The 20342-nt window shown below is 66.9% G+C and carries 19 protein-coding genes; 13 read left to right on the plus strand and 6 right to left on the minus strand.

Features of this window, described 5'->3' with window-relative positions; translation table 11 throughout:
• Positions 1-24: 24 nt before the first annotated feature.
• Together QUD34_RS06385 and QUD34_RS06390 are read left to right on the plus strand one after the other, a co-directional pair.
• Positions 25-3198 carry a CehA/McbA family metallohydrolase domain-containing protein gene (locus tag QUD34_RS06385; RefSeq protein ID WP_286355765.1) on the plus strand — a complete coding sequence of 1058 codons (3174 nt, stop codon included), beginning with the start codon at positions 25-27 and terminating at the stop codon, positions 3196-3198.
• 17 nt (positions 3199-3215) lie between these two features.
• Positions 3216-4589: a replicative DNA helicase gene (locus QUD34_RS06390; RefSeq protein ID WP_286355766.1), complete on the plus strand. Its 1374-nt coding sequence runs from the start codon at positions 3216-3218 to the stop codon at positions 4587-4589.
• A 192-nt stretch (positions 4590-4781) separates the two neighbouring features.
• Here QUD34_RS06390 and QUD34_RS06395 read toward each other — a convergent pair whose 3' ends face one another.
• Together QUD34_RS06395 and gatA are read right to left on the minus strand one after the other, a co-directional pair.
• Positions 4782-6119, minus strand: a complete 1338-nt coding sequence (locus QUD34_RS06395) for a dihydrolipoamide acetyltransferase family protein (RefSeq protein ID WP_286355767.1) — start codon at positions 6117-6119, stop codon at positions 4782-4784.
• 9 nt (positions 6120-6128) lie between these two features.
• Complete coding sequence (gene gatA / locus QUD34_RS06400) at positions 6129-7589, minus strand: Asp-tRNA(Asn)/Glu-tRNA(Gln) amidotransferase subunit GatA (protein WP_286355768.1); 1461 nt, start codon at positions 7587-7589, stop codon at positions 6129-6131.
• Between the two features lie 213 nt (positions 7590-7802).
• On the opposite strand from gatA, the gene QUD34_RS06405 reads away from it, so the two are divergent.
• The 7 genes from QUD34_RS06405 to pilQ all read left to right on the plus strand — a co-directional run bounded on the left by QUD34_RS06405 (position 7803) and on the right by pilQ (position 14189).
• Entirely contained in the window at positions 7803-8531 is a 729-nt protein-coding gene (locus QUD34_RS06405) for a J domain-containing protein (protein ID WP_286355769.1), read from the plus strand.
• 2 nt (positions 8532-8533) lie between these two features.
• Positions 8534-9301: a Stp1/IreP family PP2C-type Ser/Thr phosphatase gene (locus QUD34_RS06410; RefSeq protein ID WP_286355770.1), complete on the plus strand. Its 768-nt coding sequence runs from the start codon at positions 8534-8536 to the stop codon at positions 9299-9301.
• A gap of 79 nt (positions 9302-9380) precedes the next feature.
• On the plus strand, positions 9381-10463 hold the full coding sequence (gene pilM, locus QUD34_RS06415; protein ID WP_286355771.1) for a type IV pilus assembly protein PilM: 1083 nt from the start codon (positions 9381-9383) through the stop codon (positions 10461-10463).
• On the plus strand, positions 10460-11059 hold the full coding sequence (locus QUD34_RS06420) for a PilN domain-containing protein (RefSeq protein WP_286355772.1): 600 nt from the start codon (positions 10460-10462) through the stop codon (positions 11057-11059). Before pilM ends, QUD34_RS06420 begins: the two co-directional genes overlap by 4 nt.
• An 8-nt stretch (positions 11060-11067) precedes the next feature.
• Positions 11068-11679: a type IV pilus inner membrane component PilO gene (locus QUD34_RS06425; RefSeq protein ID WP_286355773.1), complete on the plus strand. Its 612-nt coding sequence runs from the start codon at positions 11068-11070 to the stop codon at positions 11677-11679.
• Positions 11680-11688: 9 nt separating this feature from the next.
• Entirely contained in the window at positions 11689-12135 is a 447-nt protein-coding gene (locus QUD34_RS06430) for a hypothetical protein (RefSeq protein WP_286355774.1), read from the plus strand.
• Entirely contained in the window at positions 12132-14189 is a 2058-nt protein-coding gene (gene pilQ, locus QUD34_RS06435) for a type IV pilus secretin PilQ (protein ID WP_286355775.1), read from the plus strand. The genes QUD34_RS06430 and pilQ overlap by 4 nt, the downstream gene beginning before the upstream one ends.
• Before the next feature lie 64 nt (positions 14190-14253).
• On the opposite strand, the gene QUD34_RS06440 is transcribed toward pilQ, so the two are convergent.
• From QUD34_RS06440 to QUD34_RS06455, 4 genes are read right to left on the minus strand one after another with little or no spacing between them, the layout of a single operon-like run.
• Positions 14254-14454 carry a hypothetical protein gene (locus QUD34_RS06440; protein WP_286355776.1) on the minus strand — a complete coding sequence of 67 codons (201 nt, stop codon included), beginning with the start codon at positions 14452-14454 and terminating at the stop codon, positions 14254-14256.
• A gap of 24 nt (positions 14455-14478) precedes the next feature.
• Entirely contained in the window at positions 14479-14631 is a 153-nt protein-coding gene (locus QUD34_RS06445) for a hypothetical protein (RefSeq protein WP_286355777.1), read from the minus strand.
• On the minus strand, positions 14628-15497 hold the full coding sequence (locus QUD34_RS06450) for a 3-hydroxyacyl-CoA dehydrogenase family protein (protein ID WP_286355778.1): 870 nt from the start codon (positions 15495-15497) through the stop codon (positions 14628-14630). The genes QUD34_RS06445 and QUD34_RS06450 overlap by 4 nt, the downstream gene beginning before the upstream one ends.
• A complete protein-coding gene (locus QUD34_RS06455) occupies positions 15494-16516 on the minus strand; it encodes an NAD(P)-binding domain-containing protein (protein WP_286355779.1) in 1023 nt (340 codons plus the stop codon). The genes QUD34_RS06450 and QUD34_RS06455 overlap by 4 nt, the downstream gene beginning before the upstream one ends.
• 88 nt (positions 16517-16604) lie before the next feature.
• On the opposite strand from QUD34_RS06455, the gene QUD34_RS06460 reads away from it, so the two are divergent.
• Genes QUD34_RS06460 through QUD34_RS06475 form a run of 4 tightly spaced genes read left to right on the plus strand, consistent with a single transcriptional unit; the run spans position 16605 to position 20341 of the window.
• Positions 16605-17525 (plus strand): PP2C family protein-serine/threonine phosphatase, encoded by a 921-nt coding sequence (locus QUD34_RS06460; RefSeq protein WP_286355780.1) that lies wholly within the window; start codon positions 16605-16607, stop codon positions 17523-17525.
• Positions 17522-18133: a recombination-associated protein RdgC gene (rdgC, locus tag QUD34_RS06465; RefSeq protein ID WP_286355781.1), complete on the plus strand. Its 612-nt coding sequence runs from the start codon at positions 17522-17524 to the stop codon at positions 18131-18133. Before QUD34_RS06460 ends, rdgC begins: the two co-directional genes overlap by 4 nt.
• 1 nt (position 18134) lies before the next feature.
• Positions 18135-18683 carry a hypothetical protein gene (locus QUD34_RS06470; RefSeq protein ID WP_286355782.1) on the plus strand — a complete coding sequence of 183 codons (549 nt, stop codon included), beginning with the start codon at positions 18135-18137 and terminating at the stop codon, positions 18681-18683.
• Complete coding sequence (locus QUD34_RS06475; RefSeq protein WP_286355783.1) at positions 18671-20341, plus strand: N-acetylmuramoyl-L-alanine amidase family protein; 1671 nt, start codon at positions 18671-18673, stop codon at positions 20339-20341. Before QUD34_RS06470 ends, QUD34_RS06475 begins: the two co-directional genes overlap by 13 nt.
• The last annotated feature ends 1 nt before the right edge of the window (position 20342 follow it).

Consider the following 20342-nt stretch of genomic DNA (forward strand, 5'->3'; position numbering starts at 1 on the left):
CCCGAACGAGACGCCTTGATGAACATGAGCCTTGCCCCCGTTGTCTTCCCGTCCCGCCGGGCCCCCCGCCGCGCGCCCCTGATCCTGGCGCCGCTGGCCCTGATCCTGGCCGCGGGTGCGACGGGTTGTTTCCGGGCGACCGGCGTGTCCCGTCCCACGGTGGCTGTGGAGGAGATCCCCGCTTCCGGCGGCGACCGCATCCAGGGACTGAAGGCCACCTCCGGACCCGGCGACTTCTACCTGGGCAACGACGCCGTCCAGCTCGCGGTGGACGGGGCGGCTTTCGGGGACCGGGAAGGCCAGTTCGGCGCCGCTTCAGGCGGGGCCATCCTCGATGTGGGGACCATCTCCCTCGACCAGAGCTTCAAGCGGGTGTCCATGCCCACGGACCTGGTGGAGCGCCTCGGCCCGGTGGTCAACCAGGATCCCGATCTGCCGCTGGTCTTCGATCGGTACTCCCCCGGCACCGGCGTGAACTCGGTGAACCTCGAGATGCAGGGCTACCTGCTGGATCCCAAAGGCAAGCTCGGCGTGGCCACGGACGGCCAGAGCCGGGTATCGGGCGTGACCGTTCTCCACCGCATCCGCCTCAACCAGGGCGAGACCTTCTTCACCCTGGAGACCACCCTCAGCAACAACGGCACCTCGGCCCTCCCGATCCGCAGCCTTGGGGATTTCCTCTCCCAGCGCGGCGGCGGCTTCCGTCTCGTGGTGCCGGCCGTGTCCACCTTCAGCGGAGCGCCGCTCAGCAGTTGGGGCGCGGAAATCCCTGGATCCGACTTCACGGCCCCGCTGACCAGCAGCGTCGTCGCGCCGATGGTGGCCCTCGTGGGCGCCGAATCGGCCGGCAGCACCCTGGATTCGCATGCCTCCCTGGGCATCCTGCCCCTGGATGTGGACCAGGTCCTGGTGGCTTCGGATCCCCAGCATGCCCTGACCGAACTTCGCCCCGTGTTCCCGGGCCGCCTGGTCGTGGGCAGTCCCGCGGCGGCGAGCCTGCCTGCGGGCCAGACACTGACCTACCGGCGGCGCCTGTACGCGCTGGGCGGACCCGATGTGGTCCTCACCAGCCAGGGCCTGGCTCCGCATCCCTTCTACCCCAGCCAGGGCACCGTGGTCTTCAACGAGATGGCCCAGGCCCGGAGCGGGCTCCGCGGTGGGGATTTCGGAATCCTGGCCTTCGATACCTTCGGCACCGCCCTGCGCGGCGGCCCCATCCAGACGGAATTCCGGTTCGAGCGCTATACAGGCACGAACCCCGCCGTGGATCCGGCCACGGATGCCGATCCCTCCCATTGGGTGCTGGAGCGGGTGGAGTGGCGGGAGCCCAGCGACATCCCCGTCAGCAGCCCGCCGCTCGCGATCCTGCTGCCGGCGGTGCCGGATGTCCGGGTGGCGGGACAGAACCAGCCCTACCGAATCACGGCGGCCAACGCCCTGCAGAGCCACACGCTCTACCTCGGCACCAACATCCTGGATGCCAACCGACCCTACCTGGCCACGCCCATCACGCCCTCCAAGAGCCAGGGCTGGCACTTGGCGGAGAGCCTGACCCCCGAGCGGGGCGAAATCGTGGACGCCTCGGGCAATGTGACCAAGCAGAAGCAGATGGTCCACGGGTTCTCCGTTCGCCAGGCGGGAACGCTGGAATTCGCGGGCCTCAATCCGCTCCGGATCACCTTCGCCGGTCTGGGCGGCGTCCCCGATCCCCACATGCAGCGCATCCGGCGCATGGCCAGCTACTACGATCAGATCTACAAGGGCAAGGTGCTCCTGAGCGCCAACATCGCCGCCTACCAGTACACCGCCGGGAACGAGGTCTTCGGATCCGCCTTCAGCTACCCCTCCGGGGCGGCGGCGGCCTATTTCCCTGCGGGCGACTACCTCGCCTACGGCACCCGGGGACCGCTGTCCTATCTGGATGTGCTGCCGGTGAAATCGTTCGACGGACAGCAGGACATTTCCCACGGCTTCGTGGCCCTGCCTTCCCCCCTGCCCACGGGCTGGACCAGCTTCGACATCCCCGGTCCCACCCAGGCGACCACGGGTGGCCTCAACCCCGGCGAGATGCTCAGCTCGGCCCTGGCCGAAGGGGTGCAGGTGGTGACCCGCACCGAAGAGGATGTGCTCACGGATCCGGCGGCGCTGAGATCCGAATTCCGCGCGGAAATCGAGAGCCTGGCCGTCACCGATGCCCAGCGCGCGCCCATCGGCGCTGATCCCTTCGTGGTGGGCGGCCGCAGCTCGCGCCTTTCGGACGGCTTCGTCACGGCCCTCTTCACGCCGTCCCCCACGGGCGATCGCAACGGCGGAGCCCGGCCCTCCAAGGGCTGGACCCTGGCGGATTTCATCACCCAGGCTGAAGGCGGCTTCACCGTGGTCCACCGCCCCCGGGGCCCCCAGGGGCTGTTCACGGTGCGTGGCTTTGATCCCGCCGTGGCGCTCGGCAGCGGCGCCAATGCCTGGTGGGCCCAGACGGGTCCCGTGTCCCTCGGCAAGCGTCAGGGCGATTTCGATGCGCTCGAGCTGATCCGGGCCGAGGGCTGCGATCCCGCCGATCCCAGTGCCTGGTTCGCCGAGTTCAAGGCCGTGCGGGCCGATTGGTTCTCGCTGCTGAAGCAGCAGGGACCCGGCGCCTTCACCAAGGGGCTTGGACTCTCCTCCTCGCGCTTCAGCTTCGATACCCCCGTGGGCCTGGCCCGCACCTACCTCAAGCTGGGCGGCAGCCTCGGCCAGACCACCCTCACGCCTCTGGTGGAGGCCCTGCGCAACGGCGCGGCGGTCGCTTCCACGGGGCCCATGCTCGATGTGACGGTCAACGGCATCGGGCCCGGCGGCCTGGTGTCCGGTCCGGCGGCCACCGTCAACCTTTCCATCTCGCTCTACGCCCCGGACTGGGTTCCGGTGGACGAGGTCCGTGTGGTGGTGAACGGGGTGGCGCAGGTCATTCCCATGAGCAGCTTCACGCCCTCCACCACGGACTTCCGCCTCCGCACCGCCACGGTATCGGGCCTGGCCATGCCCGCGGGCAAGGATGCCTGGGTGGTGGTCGAGGCCGGCGTCCCCCTGGCGACCAGCGGCGCCTACCGGGCCGGGACGCCCTGGAACCGCATCATGAGGGGCATCTACCCGGTGGCGGTCAGCAACCCCGTCTTTGTGGATGTGAACGGCGGCGGGTACACTCCTCCGGGACTCTAGAATCGGCAGGAGCGGCGATGGCGGACTGGCTTCCGGAACGGCTTCCGGAGGATATTGATGCGGAGCGGTCGTTCCTGGCGACCTGCTGCTCGCCGGGGGCGGGTTTCGCCGCCAGCGAGGCCGTGTTCACCCTGGCCGAAGAGGACTTCGTCCACCCGGCCCATCGGGCCGTGTTCCGGGCGCTGCGGGTCCTCATCGAGGCCCAGGTCGAGGTCAACTCCCTCACGCTGAAGGACGCCCTGGATCAGGACGACAGCCTGAACAAAGTGGGGGGCTACCCGGGCCTGGTGGAGCTGCTGGCCGGAGAGGATGTGGAACGGCCGCAGGTGCTGGCCGATGTCATCCGCCGCAAGGCCAAGCTGCGGCGCCTGGTGCACCTCGGCGCCCAGCTGGTACGGCAGGCCGCCGAGGAGGACGAACCGCCCGAAGTGCTGGTGGACCAGACGGCCCAGAGCCTCTTCCACCTGGCCCAGGGGGATGCCAAGGCGCGGGGGCTGCTGTCCATCCAGGCCGTGGCGGATGACGCCATGGAGCGCCTGCACGAGCGCCTCGAAGGGCGCCTCTCGCCCGGTGTCCGGGTGGGGTTCACCCGCTTCGACGAGCTGACCCAGGGGTTCCAGCCCGGCAACCTCATCGTGCTGGCCGCCCGCCCGGGCATCGGCAAGACCGCCCTGGCCCTGAACTGGATCCTGCGGGCGGCGCAGGAACGCGATGGCCGCCCGGGGCACTGCGGAGCCTTCTTCAGCCTGGAAATGAGCCATGAGGAGGTCTTCATGCGCCTCCTGGCCGCCAAGAGCCAGACCAACATGAAGGATCTCCAGGCCGGCCGGGCGGCCGGAAAGATCGATCATGTGCTGCAGGCCCGCGACGAGCTGGTCCAGATGCCCCTGTTCATCTGCGACCAGGCCTCCATCACGGTGCCGCAGATCCAGAACATGATCGTGAAGCAGGGCAGCCAGAGCAATCGCCGCGTGGAGTTCGCCATCATCGACTACCTGCAGCTGCTCAGCAGCCCCGAGGGCAGCCGCGGCGCCAAGCAGAACGAGGCCGTCCGCATCGGCGAGATCAGCCGCGGGCTCAAGCTCATGGCCAAGGATTTCGGGATTCCCGTGGTGGTGCTCTCCCAGCTGAACCGCGAGGTGGAACACCGCACCGGCGGTCGCCCCCAGCTCAGTGACCTCCGCGATTCAGGCGCCATCGAGCAGGATGCCGACATGGTGGCCTTCATCCACCGGAAGATGATCCCCTCGGCCAACGAGGAGCCGGATCCTTCCGCCGAGCTGATCGTCGCCAAGCACCGCAACGGCCCCACCGCCATCATCCAGCTGCACTTCCAGGGCGAGTACGCGATGTACCGGGAGATGGTCAGGGAGACTTCCTCCTACGCATGAAATGGCCGGCCCACTTGCATCTGTCTCATACGAAAAAGCGGCCTTCTGGCCGCTTTTTCGTGTGGCTCAGAAGATGGCCTATTCCAACCCGAAGGTGGAGGTCTCCAGTTCCTTCTTCTCGGTATCGCCCCCAAAAGCGAGGGGCGATACCGAGGCTTCTCTCCTGGTCCTAATGGGTGGATCGCGCGGCCGCTATTCCAACCCGAAGGTGGAGGTCTCCAGTTCCTTCTTGGCGAAGGCCATGAACAGGTCGGCGGTGGCGCCGTCGACGATCCGGTGATCGAAGCCGAGGCTGCTGAACATCATCTGGCGGATGGCGATGAAGTCGGTGCCGTCGGGGCCGGTGATGACCACAGGCCGCTTCACGATGGCGCCCACGCCCTGGATGGCCGCCTGGGGCTGGTTGATGATGGGCAGGCCGAAGGTGTCGCCGTAGACGCCGGGGTTGGTGATGGTGAAGGTGCCGCCGCTGATCTCGTCGGGCTTGAGCTGCTTGGTGCGCGCCCGCTCGGCCAGGTCGTTGAGGCTGCGGGCCAGGCCGCCCAGGTTCATCATGTCGGCGTTCTTCACCACGGGGACGATGAGGCCCCAGTCCAGGCTCACGGCGATGCCGAGGTTGATGTCCTGCTTGTAGACGATGTTGTCGCCGTCCACGGAGGCGTTGGCGATGGGATAGGCGCGCAGCGCCTTGCAGGCCGCCATCATCACGAACGGCATGAAGCTGAGCTTCGTACCGAACTGGGCCTCGAAGGCCTTCTTGTGCTTGTTGCGCAGCTGGGCCACATGGGTCATGTCGATCTCGAAGATCGTGTAGGCGTGGGCCGAGGTGCGGCGGCTGGCCACCATGTTGTCGGCGATGATCTTGCGCATGCGGCTCATGGGCTCGACCTTCACGCGCTCGCCCGCGGCGAAGGCCGGCATGGCGGGGGCGGGGGCCACCGAGAGGGCGGGGCTGATGCCCAGCGTGGGCGCGGAGGGATCATGAACCGCGGGCAGGACCGGGGCGATGGCCGTAGGTGAGGGGGCGGCTGAGGAGGCCGCCGAGGGGCCCTTGGCCAGATGCGCTTCCATGTCCTCCTTGGTGACGCGTCCAGCCTGGCCCGTGCCCTGGATCCGGGCGAGATCCACGCCGTGCTGCTTGGCCATCTCGCGGACGAGGGGGCTGCTCTTGGTCCGGAGGCGGCCTTCAAGGCTGTTGTCATCCTCGTCGGCGAGAGGCGCCGTGACGGCGGAGACCGCGGCGGCCACGGGCGAGGAAGGGGCCGGAGCGGCGGCGCCCGCGGGCTTCTCGGAGGCGGCGCCGATGCGGGCCACCACGGTGCCCACGGGGACCGTGGCGTTGACTTCCACGAGGATCTCCAGCAGGGTGCCGGCGGCGGGGGCGGGGATCTCCGCGTCCACCTTGTCGGTGCTGATCTCGTAGAGCGTCTCGTCCTTGGCGATCACATCGCCGACCTTCTTGTGCCACTTCAATACGGTGGCTTCCGCAATGCTCTCGCCCATCTGGGGCATGACGACATCAAAGGCCATGGTTCGCTCCTATGCGGACAGGGTCGGGGTTTCGAAGTGGTGGCGGGTGGCGGACTGGAAGGCGTGGGCCGCCTCGAGCAGACGGACATCCGACAAGGCGGGTCCGATGAGTTGGATGCCGACGGGGAGGCCGCCGGTGAAGCCCGCGGGCATGGAAAGGCAGGGAAGCCCGGCCAGGGAGGCGGGAACAGTGAAGGCATCGGCGAGATACATGGCCAGGGGATCCTCCGTCTTGGCGCCGAACGGAAAGGCCGTACCGGGGCTGACGGGGGAGGCCAGGATATCGGCCTCGGCGAAGGCGGCGTGGAAATCCCCAGTGATGAGGGTTCGGGCCTTCAGGGCCTTCAGGTAGAAGGCGTCGTAGTAGCCCTTGGACAGGCAGAAGGTCCCGAGGAGGATGCGTCGCTTGACCTCCGAGCCCAGGCCCTGGTCCCGGGTCTCGGCGATCATCTCCGGCAATCCGCCCTCGGAGGGACGGACGCGGAGCCCGAACCTCACGCCATCGAAGCGGCTGAGGTTGCTGGAGACTTCGCTAGTGCAGAGCAGGTAGTAGGTGTCGATGGCGCAGCGGGTGTGGGGTAGGCTCACCTCCACCAGCCGCGCGCCGAGGCGCTCGAACTCCCGGAGGGCCCCGTCGAGGACGGCCCGGACCGCGGGCTCCAGGCCTTCGGCGAAGTACTCCTTTGGAAGGCCGATGCGAAGGCCCTTGAGGTCGGCGGCCCGGAGGGGCGCCAGCCGCTCGGCTTCCGGCAGATCCACCGAGGTGCTGTCCTGGGGGTCGACGCCGGCCATGACCTGGAAGGCCAGGGCCAGATCTTCGGCGGTGGCGGCGATGGGGCCCACCTGATCCAGGCTCGAGGCCATGGCCGTGAGCCCGTAGCGGCTGAGGACGCCGTAGGTGGGGCGGAGCGCCGTCACATTGCAGAAGCTGGCGGGCAGGCGGACGGAACCGCCGGTGTCGCTGCCCAGGGCCAAGGGGGCGTAGCCGGCGGCCACGGACACGACGGACCCACTGCTGCTGCCGCCGGGCACCCGCGAGGGGTCCCAGGGGTTGCGGGTGGGGCCGAAGGCGCTGTATTCGCCACTGGAACCCATGGCGAACTCGTCGAGGTTGGCCTTGGCGATGGGGACCGCGCCGGCCTCGAGCAACCGGCGCACCACGGTGGCGTCGTAGGGCGCCACATAGCCGTCGAGCACGCGGGAGCCGCAGGTCATCGGCAGGCCCGACCAGTGGAGGTTGTCCTTGAGCACGATGGGCAGCCCGAGGACCGGGGTCCGCTCCCCGGCGCCCAGACGGGCGTCGGCGGCGCGGGCCAGGGCCAGGCTCCTGGGCTCATCCTTGGCGAGCAGGGCGCGGAGGTTTCCGTCCAGGTCCCGGATCCGGTCGAAGGCGGCGCGGACCAGGGCCTCGGAGGACAGGTCGCCGGCATCCAGGCCCTCGCGCCAGTCCATCGCCGTGCCCAACCCCATGCCCGCTCCTCTGGAACCTTCTACTTTGCCATCACGAGGGGGTCTCTTCCAGCCTTGGCCACCGGGGTGGAGACAGCATCTCCCCGGAGGAATCCAGCGAGCACGATAGCTCTGGACCTGCATTCGGATCGGAAATAGGCTACCATCCTCTGCTCAAGCCCTGTTCTTCCACTCGCATGCGCTGCACCGACCCGATAGGTACCGCGGAATCCCATGAATCCATTCGATGTGCTGGAAATCCCGCCGGATGCCTCACCCGAGGACATCAAGACGGCGTATCACCGGCTCGCCAAACGGTGGCATCCCGACCGGTTCACCGGAGCTGAGAAGGCCGAGGCGGAGGCAAAGTTTCGTGAGCTGGCCGAGGCCTTCAGCATCCTGAAGGATCCCGGCAAGCGGCTGACGGCCCTGCAGCAGGCACCGCGCGCCGCGGCGGCACCGGCCAAAGAGAAGGAGCGGGAGCCCGAATCCGCTCAGGAGCGGACGCCCGAAGACTGGGCGGCCATGGCCAAGGCTGCCCTGGACGAAGGACGGGTGGATCAGGCCCGGGCCCTCATCCACTACGCCATCCGGCTGGACGAAAAGAAGCCTCAGTACCACGCACTTCTCGCCGCCATCCTCGAACGGGAAGGCAGCGACCTCCGGGCCGTGGTGAAGGCCCTCGAGGCGGCCGTCCGCCTCGCCCCCCTGGATGTGGAGAGCCACATCCGGCTGGCGGGACACTTCCAAACGCTTGGAATGACGGCGCGGGCCCAGCGGCACCTTCAGAAGGCCCGGGAGATCTCGCCCAACCACCCCAAGCTGCGGCAGTCCGCCCCCAAGGGCGGCCAGGGCGCCAAGACAGGAGCCGGGCAGGGGCCGAAAGGCAAAGCTGCCGCGGCTGCGCCGAGTCTCGTGGATCAGCTAAAGGACCTCTGGGGCCGACTGACGGGAAAGGGTTGATCATGAGGATCCAAGCCGCTGGCAAGACGGATGTCGGTTGTGTTCGCAAACACAACGAGGACAGCTTCCTGGCGGACGAGGGGCTGGGGCTTTTCGTGGTGGCGGACGGACTGGGCGGCCATGCGGCCGGCGAAGTCGCCAGCCAGATCGTGGTGGAGACCATCGCCCGTTTCGTGGGCGAGACGCTGGAGAAGGACCGCACCTGGCCCCTTGAGTACAACCCCTCCCTTTCTTATGACGGGAACCGGTTGCGGGTGGCCCTGATGCTTTCGGATCAGGCCATCGCGGAGGACATCCGGCGAAACCCGGAGCGGGAGACCATGGGTTCCACGGTGGTGGCGGGTCTGTTCCACGGCGCCAAGGTGACCCTGGCCCATGTGGGGGACAGCCGGGCCTACCTCCTGAATGCCGAGGGAATCCATCAGGTCACCCGGGACCACAGCTGGGTGGCGGAGCAGGTGGCCAACGGGATCCTCACCCCGTCCGAGGCCCGGGTCCACCCCTTCCGGAATGTCATCACCCAGGCCCTGGGAAACGGGGGCGAGCTGGATATTGAGATCCAGGATTTGGAACTGGGCAAAACGGATCGACTCTTGCTTTGCTCCGATGGCCTGTCAGGAATGATCGGTGATAAACAGATCTGGGACATCGTAGAGCAGTCAAATGATCTCCAAACTGCTGTGGAATCACTTGTTTTCATAGCACGGGAGCACGGCGGCGAAGACAATATCACCGCCATCCTGGTCGGTTTGGACGCGGAGGATTCTTGATGCAAGCGCAGTTAACCTTGACCTAATCCATTCCGGCGGTACCCTTCCAACTACCTAAATTCTCCAAGTGAGGCGTCCGGTGGGTCTTTTCGGAAGCAAAACCAAAAGTCTGGTCGGCTTGGATATTGGCTCCAGCTCGGTGAAAGTCTGCGAACTTCAGCAGATCGGGAAGGGCAGCAATATCCGTTACCGCCTGCAGAAACTCGGGCAGGTGCCCCTTCCGGCCGACGCCATCGTGGATGGCGACATCATGGATAGCAACGCTGTGTCGTCGGCTATCCGTCAGGTTCTGGCAGAACAGAAAATCAAGGCCAAGGATGTGGCCATCTCAGTGTCAGGCCAGCAGGTGATGGTCAAAAAAGTGACATTTCCCCTGATGAGCCAGGCCGAGCTGGCCGAATCCGTCCGCTGGGAAGCGGAGAGCTTCTTCCCCGCTGGACAGGGATTGGATTCCTACGCACTGGACTACTACCTCATCGAGGAGCGGGCGGCGGACGGCAACATGGATGTCGTCCTGGTGGCCTGCCGGAAGGACAAGCTCGAAGCCTATGTCAGCTGCGTGGCCCAGGCCGGTTGCAGCCCAAAGGTGGTGGATGTCGATGTGTTCGCAGTCCAGAACGCCTACGAAGCCAACACTTCGGGCATGGGCCGGGAAGAGGTCGTCGCCCTGGTCAACATGGGCGCCACCTTCACGAACCTCACCATGATGGTCGGCGGGAAGTCGGTGTTCTGGCGCGACATGGCGTGGGGCAGCGGCCGCTACTCCGAAAAGCTCATGGAGGATTGGGGCGTGAGCCGCGAGGCCGCCGAGCGGCTGAAGCGGAACCAGGCCTCTGAGGGGCGGGAGCCGGAGGAGATCCAGCCTTCGATCAACGCGGTGTCCGATGCCTTCGCCGATGAACTCAGCCGCACGCTCGACTTCTTCAAGAGCAGCTTCAAGGTGGACCGTCTCGACCGCGTGCTGGTCAGCGGCGGCGGATCCATGATCCACGGATTGATGGATGTGCTGAGCGATCGGCTCCGGGTATCGGTGGATCGCTTCAATCCCTTCCAGCTCATCGAAATCGACGGCCGGACCGAGGATCCCGTCACGGTCCGGGAGATCGGCGGCGGCGCCGCCGTCGTCGTCGGGCTGGCCTTGCGCCAAGTGGGGGACCGATGATCAAGATCAACCTGCTGGGTGACGCGCTGGCTCAGGGCGGAGCCAAAAAGGGAGCGGACAAGGCTGCGGCCGAGCCGGTCCAGATCTATACGGGCGAGGGCGGAAGCCGCTCCAGCCTTCCCATCGCCGGCGTGGTGGTCGGTCTCCTGTTCGCCGCCTTCGGCGGCATCTACTACATCTGGCTGAACAGCGAGTTCACCAAGGCCGAGAAGCACAAGGCCGAGCTGGAACGCGACAAGAAGCTGTACGAACCCTACATCGCGCTGGAGAAGACCTTCCGGGACAAGAAGGCCGCCCTCCAGAAGAAGGAAGAGGTGATGACCGCCCTCAAGCGCCAGCAGTCGCTGCCGGTGCACTTCCTCGAAGAGCTCGCGAGCAGCTTGCCGGACGATGTGTGGTTCAAGAAGGTCTCCCAGAAGGGGGCCGTCATCACCATCGAGGGCGAGGGCAGGAACTTCGAGTCCATCAACTCCTTCTACGGTAACCTCCAGTCCCGCACCCGCTGGTTCAAGAAGATCAACTACCCTGGCGCGAAACGGGGGAGCACCGGCTCCTTCGACTTCACGATCTCCTTCGAACTCCAGAACGCTGTCTGAGGTAGGCCATGAATCCCCAACTTCAGAAACAGATTGGCGTGGGCGCGGTGGCCGGCATCGTTCTGGCCGGGCTGGTCTACTTCCTGCTCGGTGGGAAACGGGGCGAACTGGAGACCATCCGGGCCGATGTGAACACCCTCCAGGCTGAGGTGGACAAGGGCAAGCTCCTGAAGGCCAACTATGAAAAGCTCCGCGAGGAAGTGGCCAAGCAGGACAAGCGCATCGACGAGCTCATCAAGATCATGCCTTCGGAAGCGGATTACGGCGAAATCCCATACCGCATCAAGAAGATCGCTGATGATGCCGGCATCGACCAGGTCTCGTTCGCCCTCAAGCCGGAGCGGAAGGACACCTACTACACCGAGAAGCCCGTGGAATTCGAATTCCGGGTGGGATACCACTCCTTCGGCCAGTTCGCCTCGCTGATCTCGGGCTACGACAAGATCATCAACATCTCCAACATCGAGTTCACCCGCAAGACTGACAACCGCAGCGTCTATCCAGCCGCGGTGAAGTGCACGATCAGTGCCTTCGTCTACAACCCCGAACCTCCCCCGGCCGAGCCCGTCAAGAAGCCCACCCCGGCTCCGGCTCCCAAGGGCGGCGCCAAGGAGGATTGAGGAACAGCCATGATCCAGAGACTCCTGTACCTCCCCCTTCTCACCGGCGCCCTCCTGAGCGCCCAGGCCGGTCCTGCCGCCAAGCCGGCTGAATCCCCGGGTGCCGAGCCGGCCCCCCAGGATGTGGCGATCGTCAAGATCACCCCCTATAAGCCCTCCATCCTGCGGGATCCCTTCTCCGCCCCCAGCGATGAGCGGCCGGTCGATGCGCTCGATGTCATCGAAGACATCGCGGTCAAGGGGATGATCCGGAAAGATGGCAAGAATTTCGCCATTGTTTCGGACAGCCGCGGCAATGTCCGATGGCTTCCCGTGGGCCATCGATTCAAGGATGGGGAAATCACCAGCATTTCCGATAAATCGGTGACTTTCCATCAATGGGAATTGAACACCACCAACCGTTCTGTATTCCGCACCATCACGAAGACGTTCAAGCGTGAGGAGGGTAAACGATGAATGCTCGCCTGAGTTCCTTGCTGGTTGCAGGGGGCGTGGTCCTGGCGGGGATCCACACGGGATCCCTCCTTGCTTCGCCGGCCGCCGAAACCTCGATCGCCAAGGCCACCCTGGTCTCGGCGATCCTCGAGTCCGCCGGCCCGGGTGCCAAGGTGTCGCTCGGCATCCCCGGGATGTCCGCTCAGCCGGGCGTCCAGGTCTTTTCCAACCCGCTCCGCGTGGTTCTGGATCTGCCTGGCGTCGATCGCGGCTCCGCTGTCACCAAGAAGGACCTGCTTCTCCTGTCCCACCCCCTGATCCAGAAGGCCCGCCTGGCCCAGTTCGCGACCTCGCCCAAGCCGGTGACGCGCCTGGTGCTCGAAGTCGCCCCTGGGACCCAGGTGGTCGTCGGTTCCGGCCCCAATGGCGTCCAGCTGGTGCTGACCCCCGGTGAGGGCCGTGTGCAGGCCCGCCTCGAAGGCTCCTTCGTTCCTGCGGCACCTGCACGGCTGCTGCCGATCCCTGCCGAGACGCTCGTCGCTTCCGCTCCGGTCACCGTTTCCCCGGTGATGACGCCTGCCACCTCAGCCTCCTCCCCCTCACCCGTCAAGCCCTTGGCCAGCCTGCCCGCCTTCGGCGGCGGCTTCCAGATTCTTCCCCAGCTGGCAGCCTCGACGGCCCTGCCGGTGGCGAGCCCGGAAGCAGTTCAGGTGCCCGAGGCCGAAAAGCCGCATGCCGTAGCGCCCTCCCAGTCCCGGACCGGCCGGACCCTGGGCGAGGCCACCACCCGCTACACGGGGGCGAAGATCACCATCGACCTCCAGAACACCGAGATCCGTGACTTCCTGCGCATCCTCGCGGATACCGGGAAGCTCAACCTCGTGATGGATCCCGATGTGCAGGGCAATCTCGGGATCAAGTTCACGGACACTCCCTGGGACCAGGTGCTGGATGTGGTCCTGAAGAACGCGGGCCTCGGCAAGGAGATCCAGAACGGCGTGATGCGCGTCGCCAAGATGGACAAGCTCCAGAAGGAAGAAGAGGAGCGCAAGAAGCTCGAGGAGACGAAGGCCCTGTCCGGCGAGCTTCAGACCATCACCCGCCCCCTTTCCTATGCGAAGGTCGGGGAGGTCCAGAAGATCCTCAAGGAGATGCTCACCAAGCGGGGCTCCGCCATCCTGGACGACCGCACCAACACGCTCATCATCACCGACCTGCCGCGCAACATCTCCCTGATCGACGACCTCCTCCAGACCCTCGATGTGCAGATCCAGCAGGTTCAGATCGAAGCCCGCGTCGTCGAGGCCAACAAGGACTGGCAGCGCGAATTCGGCGTCAAGTGGCCCACATCCAATAGCGGCGCCACCACCATCACCGGCGGGACGGGTTCAACGGGTACCCCCTGGGTGGGCACCCAGTCCCCCTTCTGGAACGGCGTCCAGGGCTTCAACCGGCCCACATCGGGTCAGCAGGCGGCCGTCGCCTGGGCCCCCGGCAAGGATGGCGTGACCTCCCTGGCGGCTCCCGCTGGCGAGATCTGGCTGTCCTTCCTCAGCAACCGCTTCAGCATCAACGCGGTGCTGCAGGCCCTCGAATCCAACGGCACCGTGAAGATCGTGTCGTCCCCGAAGGTGGTGACCCAGAACAACAAGAAGGCCACCATCCTCAGCGGCGAGAAGATCCCCTATCCCACCCAGCAGGGCGGCGCCCAGGGCGGTGCGATCACCGTGGCCTTCGTGGATGCCAACCTGCAGCTGGATGTCACGCCCCAGATCACCAACGAGGGCACCATCATCATGGACATCAAGCTGGAGAAGGCGGAAGCCGACTTCAGCCGCACGGTGCAGGGCACCCCCACCATCCTCCGCAAGGCCCTGGAAACCCAGATGCTGGTGCGGGATGGCGGCACGGCGGTGCTGGGTGGCGTGTATGTCACCAACTCCACGCAGGGCCAGGCGGGTGTTCCCTTCCTGTCCAAGATCCCCCTCCTCGGGTTCCTCTTCCGCAAGGACACCAAGGCCGAGAAGAACAGCGAACTGCTGATCTTCATCACGCCGCGAGTGCTCCGCCAATAGGCCCTTCCGGACCTAAAGCAACGGCCCCGAATGGGGCCGTTGCTTTAGGTGGAACGAAGAAGATTTACTTGGCGATGGGGAGGGTGCGGACGAGGCGCTTGCAGCTATTGCAGAGGATGGTGTAGTTGTCCGCCTGCTCGAAGTGGTATTTGAATCCGGGATCTTCGGCGACCTTCTCCAGGCGACCGAAATGGTACTCGGCAATGCGCACGCTCTGGGGGGCGGTCAGATCGGCGCCGCAGTGGGTGCAGGAGATGGCGGCCATGCTTGCTCCTCGAATGCTGGGAATTCAGGAATGGAAGAGGTTCCAGAGCCCCCAGCTTACCAGAGCCAGCGCGGCCAGGCCCACGAAGACCCGCAGCAGCACCTTGCCGATCCGATATGCGACATAGATCACGAACAGGAGGACCAGCCCACAGACGATGAGGACGGGGGTGTTCATAGGCGCCTCCCTTGCGCATCCCATGGGAAGAACCCCCGCCCGGCTGCGCGTCCGGTTTCGCCCCGGGCCACCTTCTCCCGCAGAAGCTCCGGCGGAGCGAAGCGCGGATCCCCGGAAGCCTGGAAGAGTCCTTCGGCGATGCGGAGGCGCAGGTCGAGGCCGACGCGATCCGAAAGCTCGAGGGGCCCCACCGGATGGCCATATCCGAGGGTCATCAGGGCATCCAGATCCTGAGCCGTCGCCACGCCGGCTTCCAGGAGCCGCATGGCCTCCAGGCCCTGGGCCAAGGCCATGCGGGCGGCGGCAAAGCCGGGCTGGTCCTTCACGGTCACCACGCGCTTGCGGAGGGACTGGCCAAGGGACTGGGCCCGGAGGATCAGCGCTTCCGGCATTCCGGGGGGGACCGCGATCTCCACCACGCCCATCCGGGGGACCGGGACGAAGAGATGGAAGCCCAGCAACCGGCCCTGGAGCCCGGCGGCCCCGGCCAGGTCGGAGATGGGCAGGGCGGAGGTGCCTGAGAGGAGCAGCAGGTCCGGGGCTCCCCAGGCACCCGCTGAGGCCAGGGCCGCAGCTTTGCCGTCCAGGGCCTCGGGGAGGGCCTCCAGCAACGCGGAAACCCCATCCAGGGCCCGGGGGCCGAGGGCCCCGGTTCGGATCCGGCCCCGGGCCCGGTCGACCTCGGCTGGGGTCAGGAGGCCCTTCCGGATGGCGGTGATCCATCGGTCTTCCAGTTGGCGCAGGCCACGCTCGGCATGGCCCGGGTCCCGGCCGAGCAGACGCACCTCCACACCGCATTCGGCGGCCCACTGGGCGGCGGAAAGGCCGAGGACGCCGGGACCGAGGACGGCCAGGGGGCCCGTCAAGGTTTTTCCCCGGTGCCGGGGATGCGGCATTCCAGGTGGTCCTGGCAGAGCCCCTCCCACACCACGGCGCGGCCAGTATTGAAGGCCTTCACGATGGAGCCCTTGCCGCCGGCCACCAAGTCCCCGGCCAGGTAGAGGCCAGGGACGGTGGAGTGGAAGCGGTGGTCCACCCGCGGGTGCTTGCCGTCCAGTTCCACCCCCGCCTGCCGGAGGAATCCCTCGGGCGTGGTGCCCCCCAAGGCGAACAGGACATGGTGGAACCGGGCGATCCTGCCGTCCTTGAAGGTGGCTTCGGCGCGAGGCGCCTCACCGGCATCCCGCAGTGTGGCGATGCCGGCGTTCCGCCAGACCACGGCCTGACCTGCGGCCTCCAGGTTCTGGAGGATCCGCTGGTTCACGCCGTTGGCCTTGGTGAACTCGGTCCCCCGGTAGGCCAGGGTCACCGGGTGCTCCGCATAGAGGTATTCCATGTACTCCAGGGCGGTGTTCCCACCCCCCACCACCAGGACGCTCTCCCCGGGGGGGATCTCCTCGGTGAGGTCGAAGTGGATCAGGCCTTTCAGGCTGGACGGGATGGGATGATCGGGCTTGTTGGGGCGCCCGTAGACGCCGATGGCGATGACCACCGTCCGGGTCCGGTACCGGGTGTTGCGGGCATCCAGCACCTCGAATCCGCCGCCTTCCAGGGGGGTGATGCTCGCGACTTCGGTGCCGCTCCGGACCTCCAGCCCGTACTGCCGCACGAACCCATCCAGGGTCTCCAGGACGGTCTCGCGGGTGCCATCCACGATGCACACGGCGCCTTCGCAATCGACTGCCTGGCCCAGATAGACCTTGTCCACCCGCTTGCCAGGCGTATAGAGCTTCTCGATGGAGAAGCTGTGGCTCGGTCCCTTCTCCAGCAGCAGGATGCGCTGGATGCCGGCCTGTCGGGCCTCCACGGCGGTGGCGATGCCCGCAGGCCCCGCCCCCACGATGAGCAGGTCCAGAAGATCCGCGTCCGCAGGTCCTTCGTCCATGGATTCCTCCCTCCACCCGCTATGATGAACGGAAAGGGCTTCCCGTACCTCACCGCACTCCGCCTCCCGTCAGGGCCGTCTTCCCCTCATGCTGATCGATTACGCCGCCATCACCCATCCGGGCAAGGTCCGGAGGAACAACGAAGATGCCTACCTCCTCAGCGCGTTGGACGGCGAGGAGCCCATCATCAACGGCCCGGCCCAACCCCTGAAGGTGGGCGAGCCCGGTCTGCTCGTGGCCGTGGCGGACGGCATGGGCGGCGCGGCAGCCGGCGAGGTCGCCAGCCGTGAAGGGCTGGCCGCTGTGGCGCTGCATCTTTTCGGCCACTGGGGTCGCCTGGCGCCTGGCAAGGGCCGCGAAGTGGACCTGCTCAAGGCGCTGGAATCCGCCGTGGAAAGGGCCAGCGACGCCGTGTTGCGCTACTCCGACGATGACCGCACGGCCCGGGGCATGGGCTCCACGCTGACCGCCGCCGTGCTCTGGAACGGCTGCGTCTATGTCGCCCAGATCGGCGATTCCAGGGCCTACCTACTGCGGCAGGGCGTGCTGCACCAGATCACTGAGGACCAGACATTGGTGAACGATCTGGTGGCCCAGGGAACCCTCACCCGCGAACAGGCCAGGACCCATCCACAGCGGAACATGATCACCCAGGCCCTGGGCTCGCCCCAGCCGCTGCGGGTGGCGCTGTCCCGCCTCGTCCTTCGCCGGGGCGACCGCCTGCTCTGCTGCTCGGATGGCCTGCACGGCGAGGTGACCGATGCGCGCATCGGCGAAGTGCTGGGCCAGGACGCCAGCCCCCGGCAGGGGCTCGAGCGGCTCCTGGATGAGGCCATCGCGCACGGCGCCCGGGACAATGTCACCGGCGTCGTCCTCGTTCTCAATGATCCCGGCCTTCCCCTACCCGGGCCGGATGAACCCCTCGATCTGGCGCATCCCCAGGCCCAGACCGCAGGTCGCGGATTTTGGGACCGCCTTCGCGGGCTTTTCGGAGGGGGTGCCTCATGAGCATGCTCCAGGGGACCGTGTCCCTCAAACGCTTCCTGGTCCTGGGACCCGTCCCGGACCCCAAGGACCTTCAGGCCGGGCTCGAACAGGATCAGTTCCGTCCTTTCCAGGATGGGGTGGAGGAAGAGCGCATGGGCTGGTGCGATTGGCGGAACCCGCTGATCACGCCGCCCGACCCCGACTGGGTCAGCCAGGAGCGCTTCGCCGTCCTGGGCCTGCGCATTGATACGCGCCGGGTCCCGCCGGCCCTGCTGAAGGCCCATGTGGATCTGCGCCTCCAGACCCTCCAGAAGGAGAAGGACCTGGCCTTCATCGGCAAGGAGGCCCGGATCAGCCTGCAGGATGAAGTGAAGGAGGAACTGCTGCGCAAGGTCCTGCCCACGCCCAAGGTGGTGGAAGTGGCGTGGGATCTGAAGGGCGGCATCCTCTGGACGACGGCTTCCTCCAGCAAGGCCCAGGGTGCGTTGACGACCCTCTTCATCAAATCGTTCGGTTGCGAGATCCATCCCCTGGCGCCCCTGGTGCTGTCGGGGCGGCTCTGCCCTGAGCTGCCCGTGGAAGCCCTGATGGCCTTGGATCCGCTGGATCTCGAACTCGAGGAAGCCTGAGATGAAGCCTCTTGAACTCATGGAACAGGGGCGCTTCCTCGGCGAGGAGTTCCTGCTGTGGTTGTGGATGCGGAGCTCCGTGGAGGGCGGCGCCAGCGGCGAGGACGGCGACGGTTCCGGCTGCTTCGTGGATGATGCCATCCAGCTGGCCTCGGAACGGGGGGAGGTGAAGGAGATCTCCCTCCGCAAGGGCAGCCCTGCCGAGAGCCGCGAAGCCTTCGAGGCCCTCAGCCGCGGCATGCGCCCCGCGAAGATGAAGCTGCGCCTGCTCTCGGGCGACCTGGAGTGGGTCTTCACCCTCAATGCCGCCACCCTGGACATGGGCACGCTCAAGCTGCCCCCCAGCACCGGGAAGGCGCCCCACGAGCGTCTCCACGATCGGCTCTTCCTGCTGGAGGAGGGGGCGGGCCATCTGGAACGCCGCCTGAAGCTGTTCCTGCGCGCGCGTGCCGAAGACCCCCAGGGCCTCCAGGAATCACTGCGGGCCTGGGTTCGCGCCGGCAAATCCGGCGAAGCCCTGCCCGCGGGCGAAGCACCGTGGGAGGCCTGATCGGCCGGAGCCTTCTGCTCGTACCCGTGGCCTTCGCCGCGGTGGCGCAGGAGCCCGCGCCCATCCTGGCCCACGCCCGGACGCCCGAGGGCCGGGCCATCCTCCTCCGCTTCCAGTTCAAGAAGGGCCTGAGCGTCGAAGGGAAGGCCCTGCCGAGGGCTTTCCTGGCCAAGGGCATGGATCCGGGCGGGTGGGTGCCTTTCGAAGGCCTGAGCCCGGAAGGGAAGCGCTGGGCCTTGGCCGCCCTGTTCCCTGAGGACCAGTGGCGCCAGGGCGAAGTCCGCCACATCATCCGCCACCCCGAAGTGGAATCGGTCTGGACCCTGGCGGCCCTGTTCACGGGGCACGGACAGAATTACGACCGCCTCATGGCCGAGAACCCGGACCTGCCGGAGAAACTGCGGGAAGGCGACACCTGGCGCATCCCCCGCAGCCTGCTGTCGGTGGATCTGGGCGGCACCGGGCGGGGGCCGGACCGCTCCCAGCCCGAGGACGACCTGGACGATGAGGCGCGGGTGGCGGCCTACCGCGGGTTGCTCACCTTCGGCGAGGACGCGCAGGGCAAGTACGCGGCCTATCGCATGCGCAAGGGCGAGGCGCTGTATTCGAGCGTGGTCATCCGCTATACCGACCGGGTGGATCCCAAGGGCGTGAATGAACTTGCAGACCGCATCGCCAAGCGCAGCGGCATCGCCGATGTGCGCGGCATCCAGCCCGGCCAGCTCATCAAGATCCCCGTCGCCTTCCTGGCCGACCCGTTCCAGTCCGAGGGCAGCTTGGGGCTGGCGGAGGATCGGGAGATCCGCGCCGAGGTCCGCCGCACCGTGCGTGTGGAAGCCGGTCCCAAGCTCAAGGGCGTGCGGATCGTGCTTGATGCGGGGCATGGTGGTGTGGACCCCGGCGCCCGGGCCAACGGCCTATGGGAGTCCGATTTCGTCTACGACATCGCCATGCGCGTCCGCCGCCTTCTCGAACAGGAGACCGAGGCCCAGGTGAGCAGCACCATCGTCTATCCCGGCCTCGGGCTCAAGAGCCGGGAGCTGATCCGGACTCCCAGCCGCACCGCGGAGATCCTCACCAGCCCGCCCTTCGCGGTGGATGGGGAGAGCCCTTCGGCCGTGAGCGTCCATCTGCGGTGGGTGCTGGCCAACGACCTCTTCGCCGCCTTCCGCCGGGCCAAGGGCGATGCCCAGAAGACGCTGTTCCTGAGCTTCCACGCCGACAGTCTCCATCCCTCGGCCCGGGGCTCGATGATCTATGTTCCCGGCGCGGCGCTGGTGCCGACGACCTTCGCCCTCGGCGGCGCGAAGACCGCCCGCGTGGCCGAGGGGAGGCGCTCCTCCCGCGTGGCCTTCACCGGGCGGGAGAAACTGCAGGGGGAGGCCCGCAGCCGGCAGTTCTCCGAGGCCCTCTTGAGCGCGCTGCACCGGGACCGCATCCCCGTCCACGCCAACCGCCCCATCCGCAATGTCATCTACCGGGGCGGCGGAAAGTGGGTCCCTGCCGTCATCCGCTACAGCTCGGGAGCCACCAAAGCCCTGATCGAAGTGGCCAACCTCACGAACGAGGATGATGCGGCCAACCTGCGCGATCCCGAGTTTCGCGAACGCTACGCGGCCGCGGTCGTCAATGCGATCCGGGCGTACTACCGGAAATAGC

It is taken from the genome of Geothrix oryzae (assembly GCF_030295385.1).
In the GTDB taxonomy this organism is placed as follows: Bacteria; Acidobacteriota; Holophagae; order Holophagales; family Holophagaceae; genus Geothrix; species Geothrix oryzae.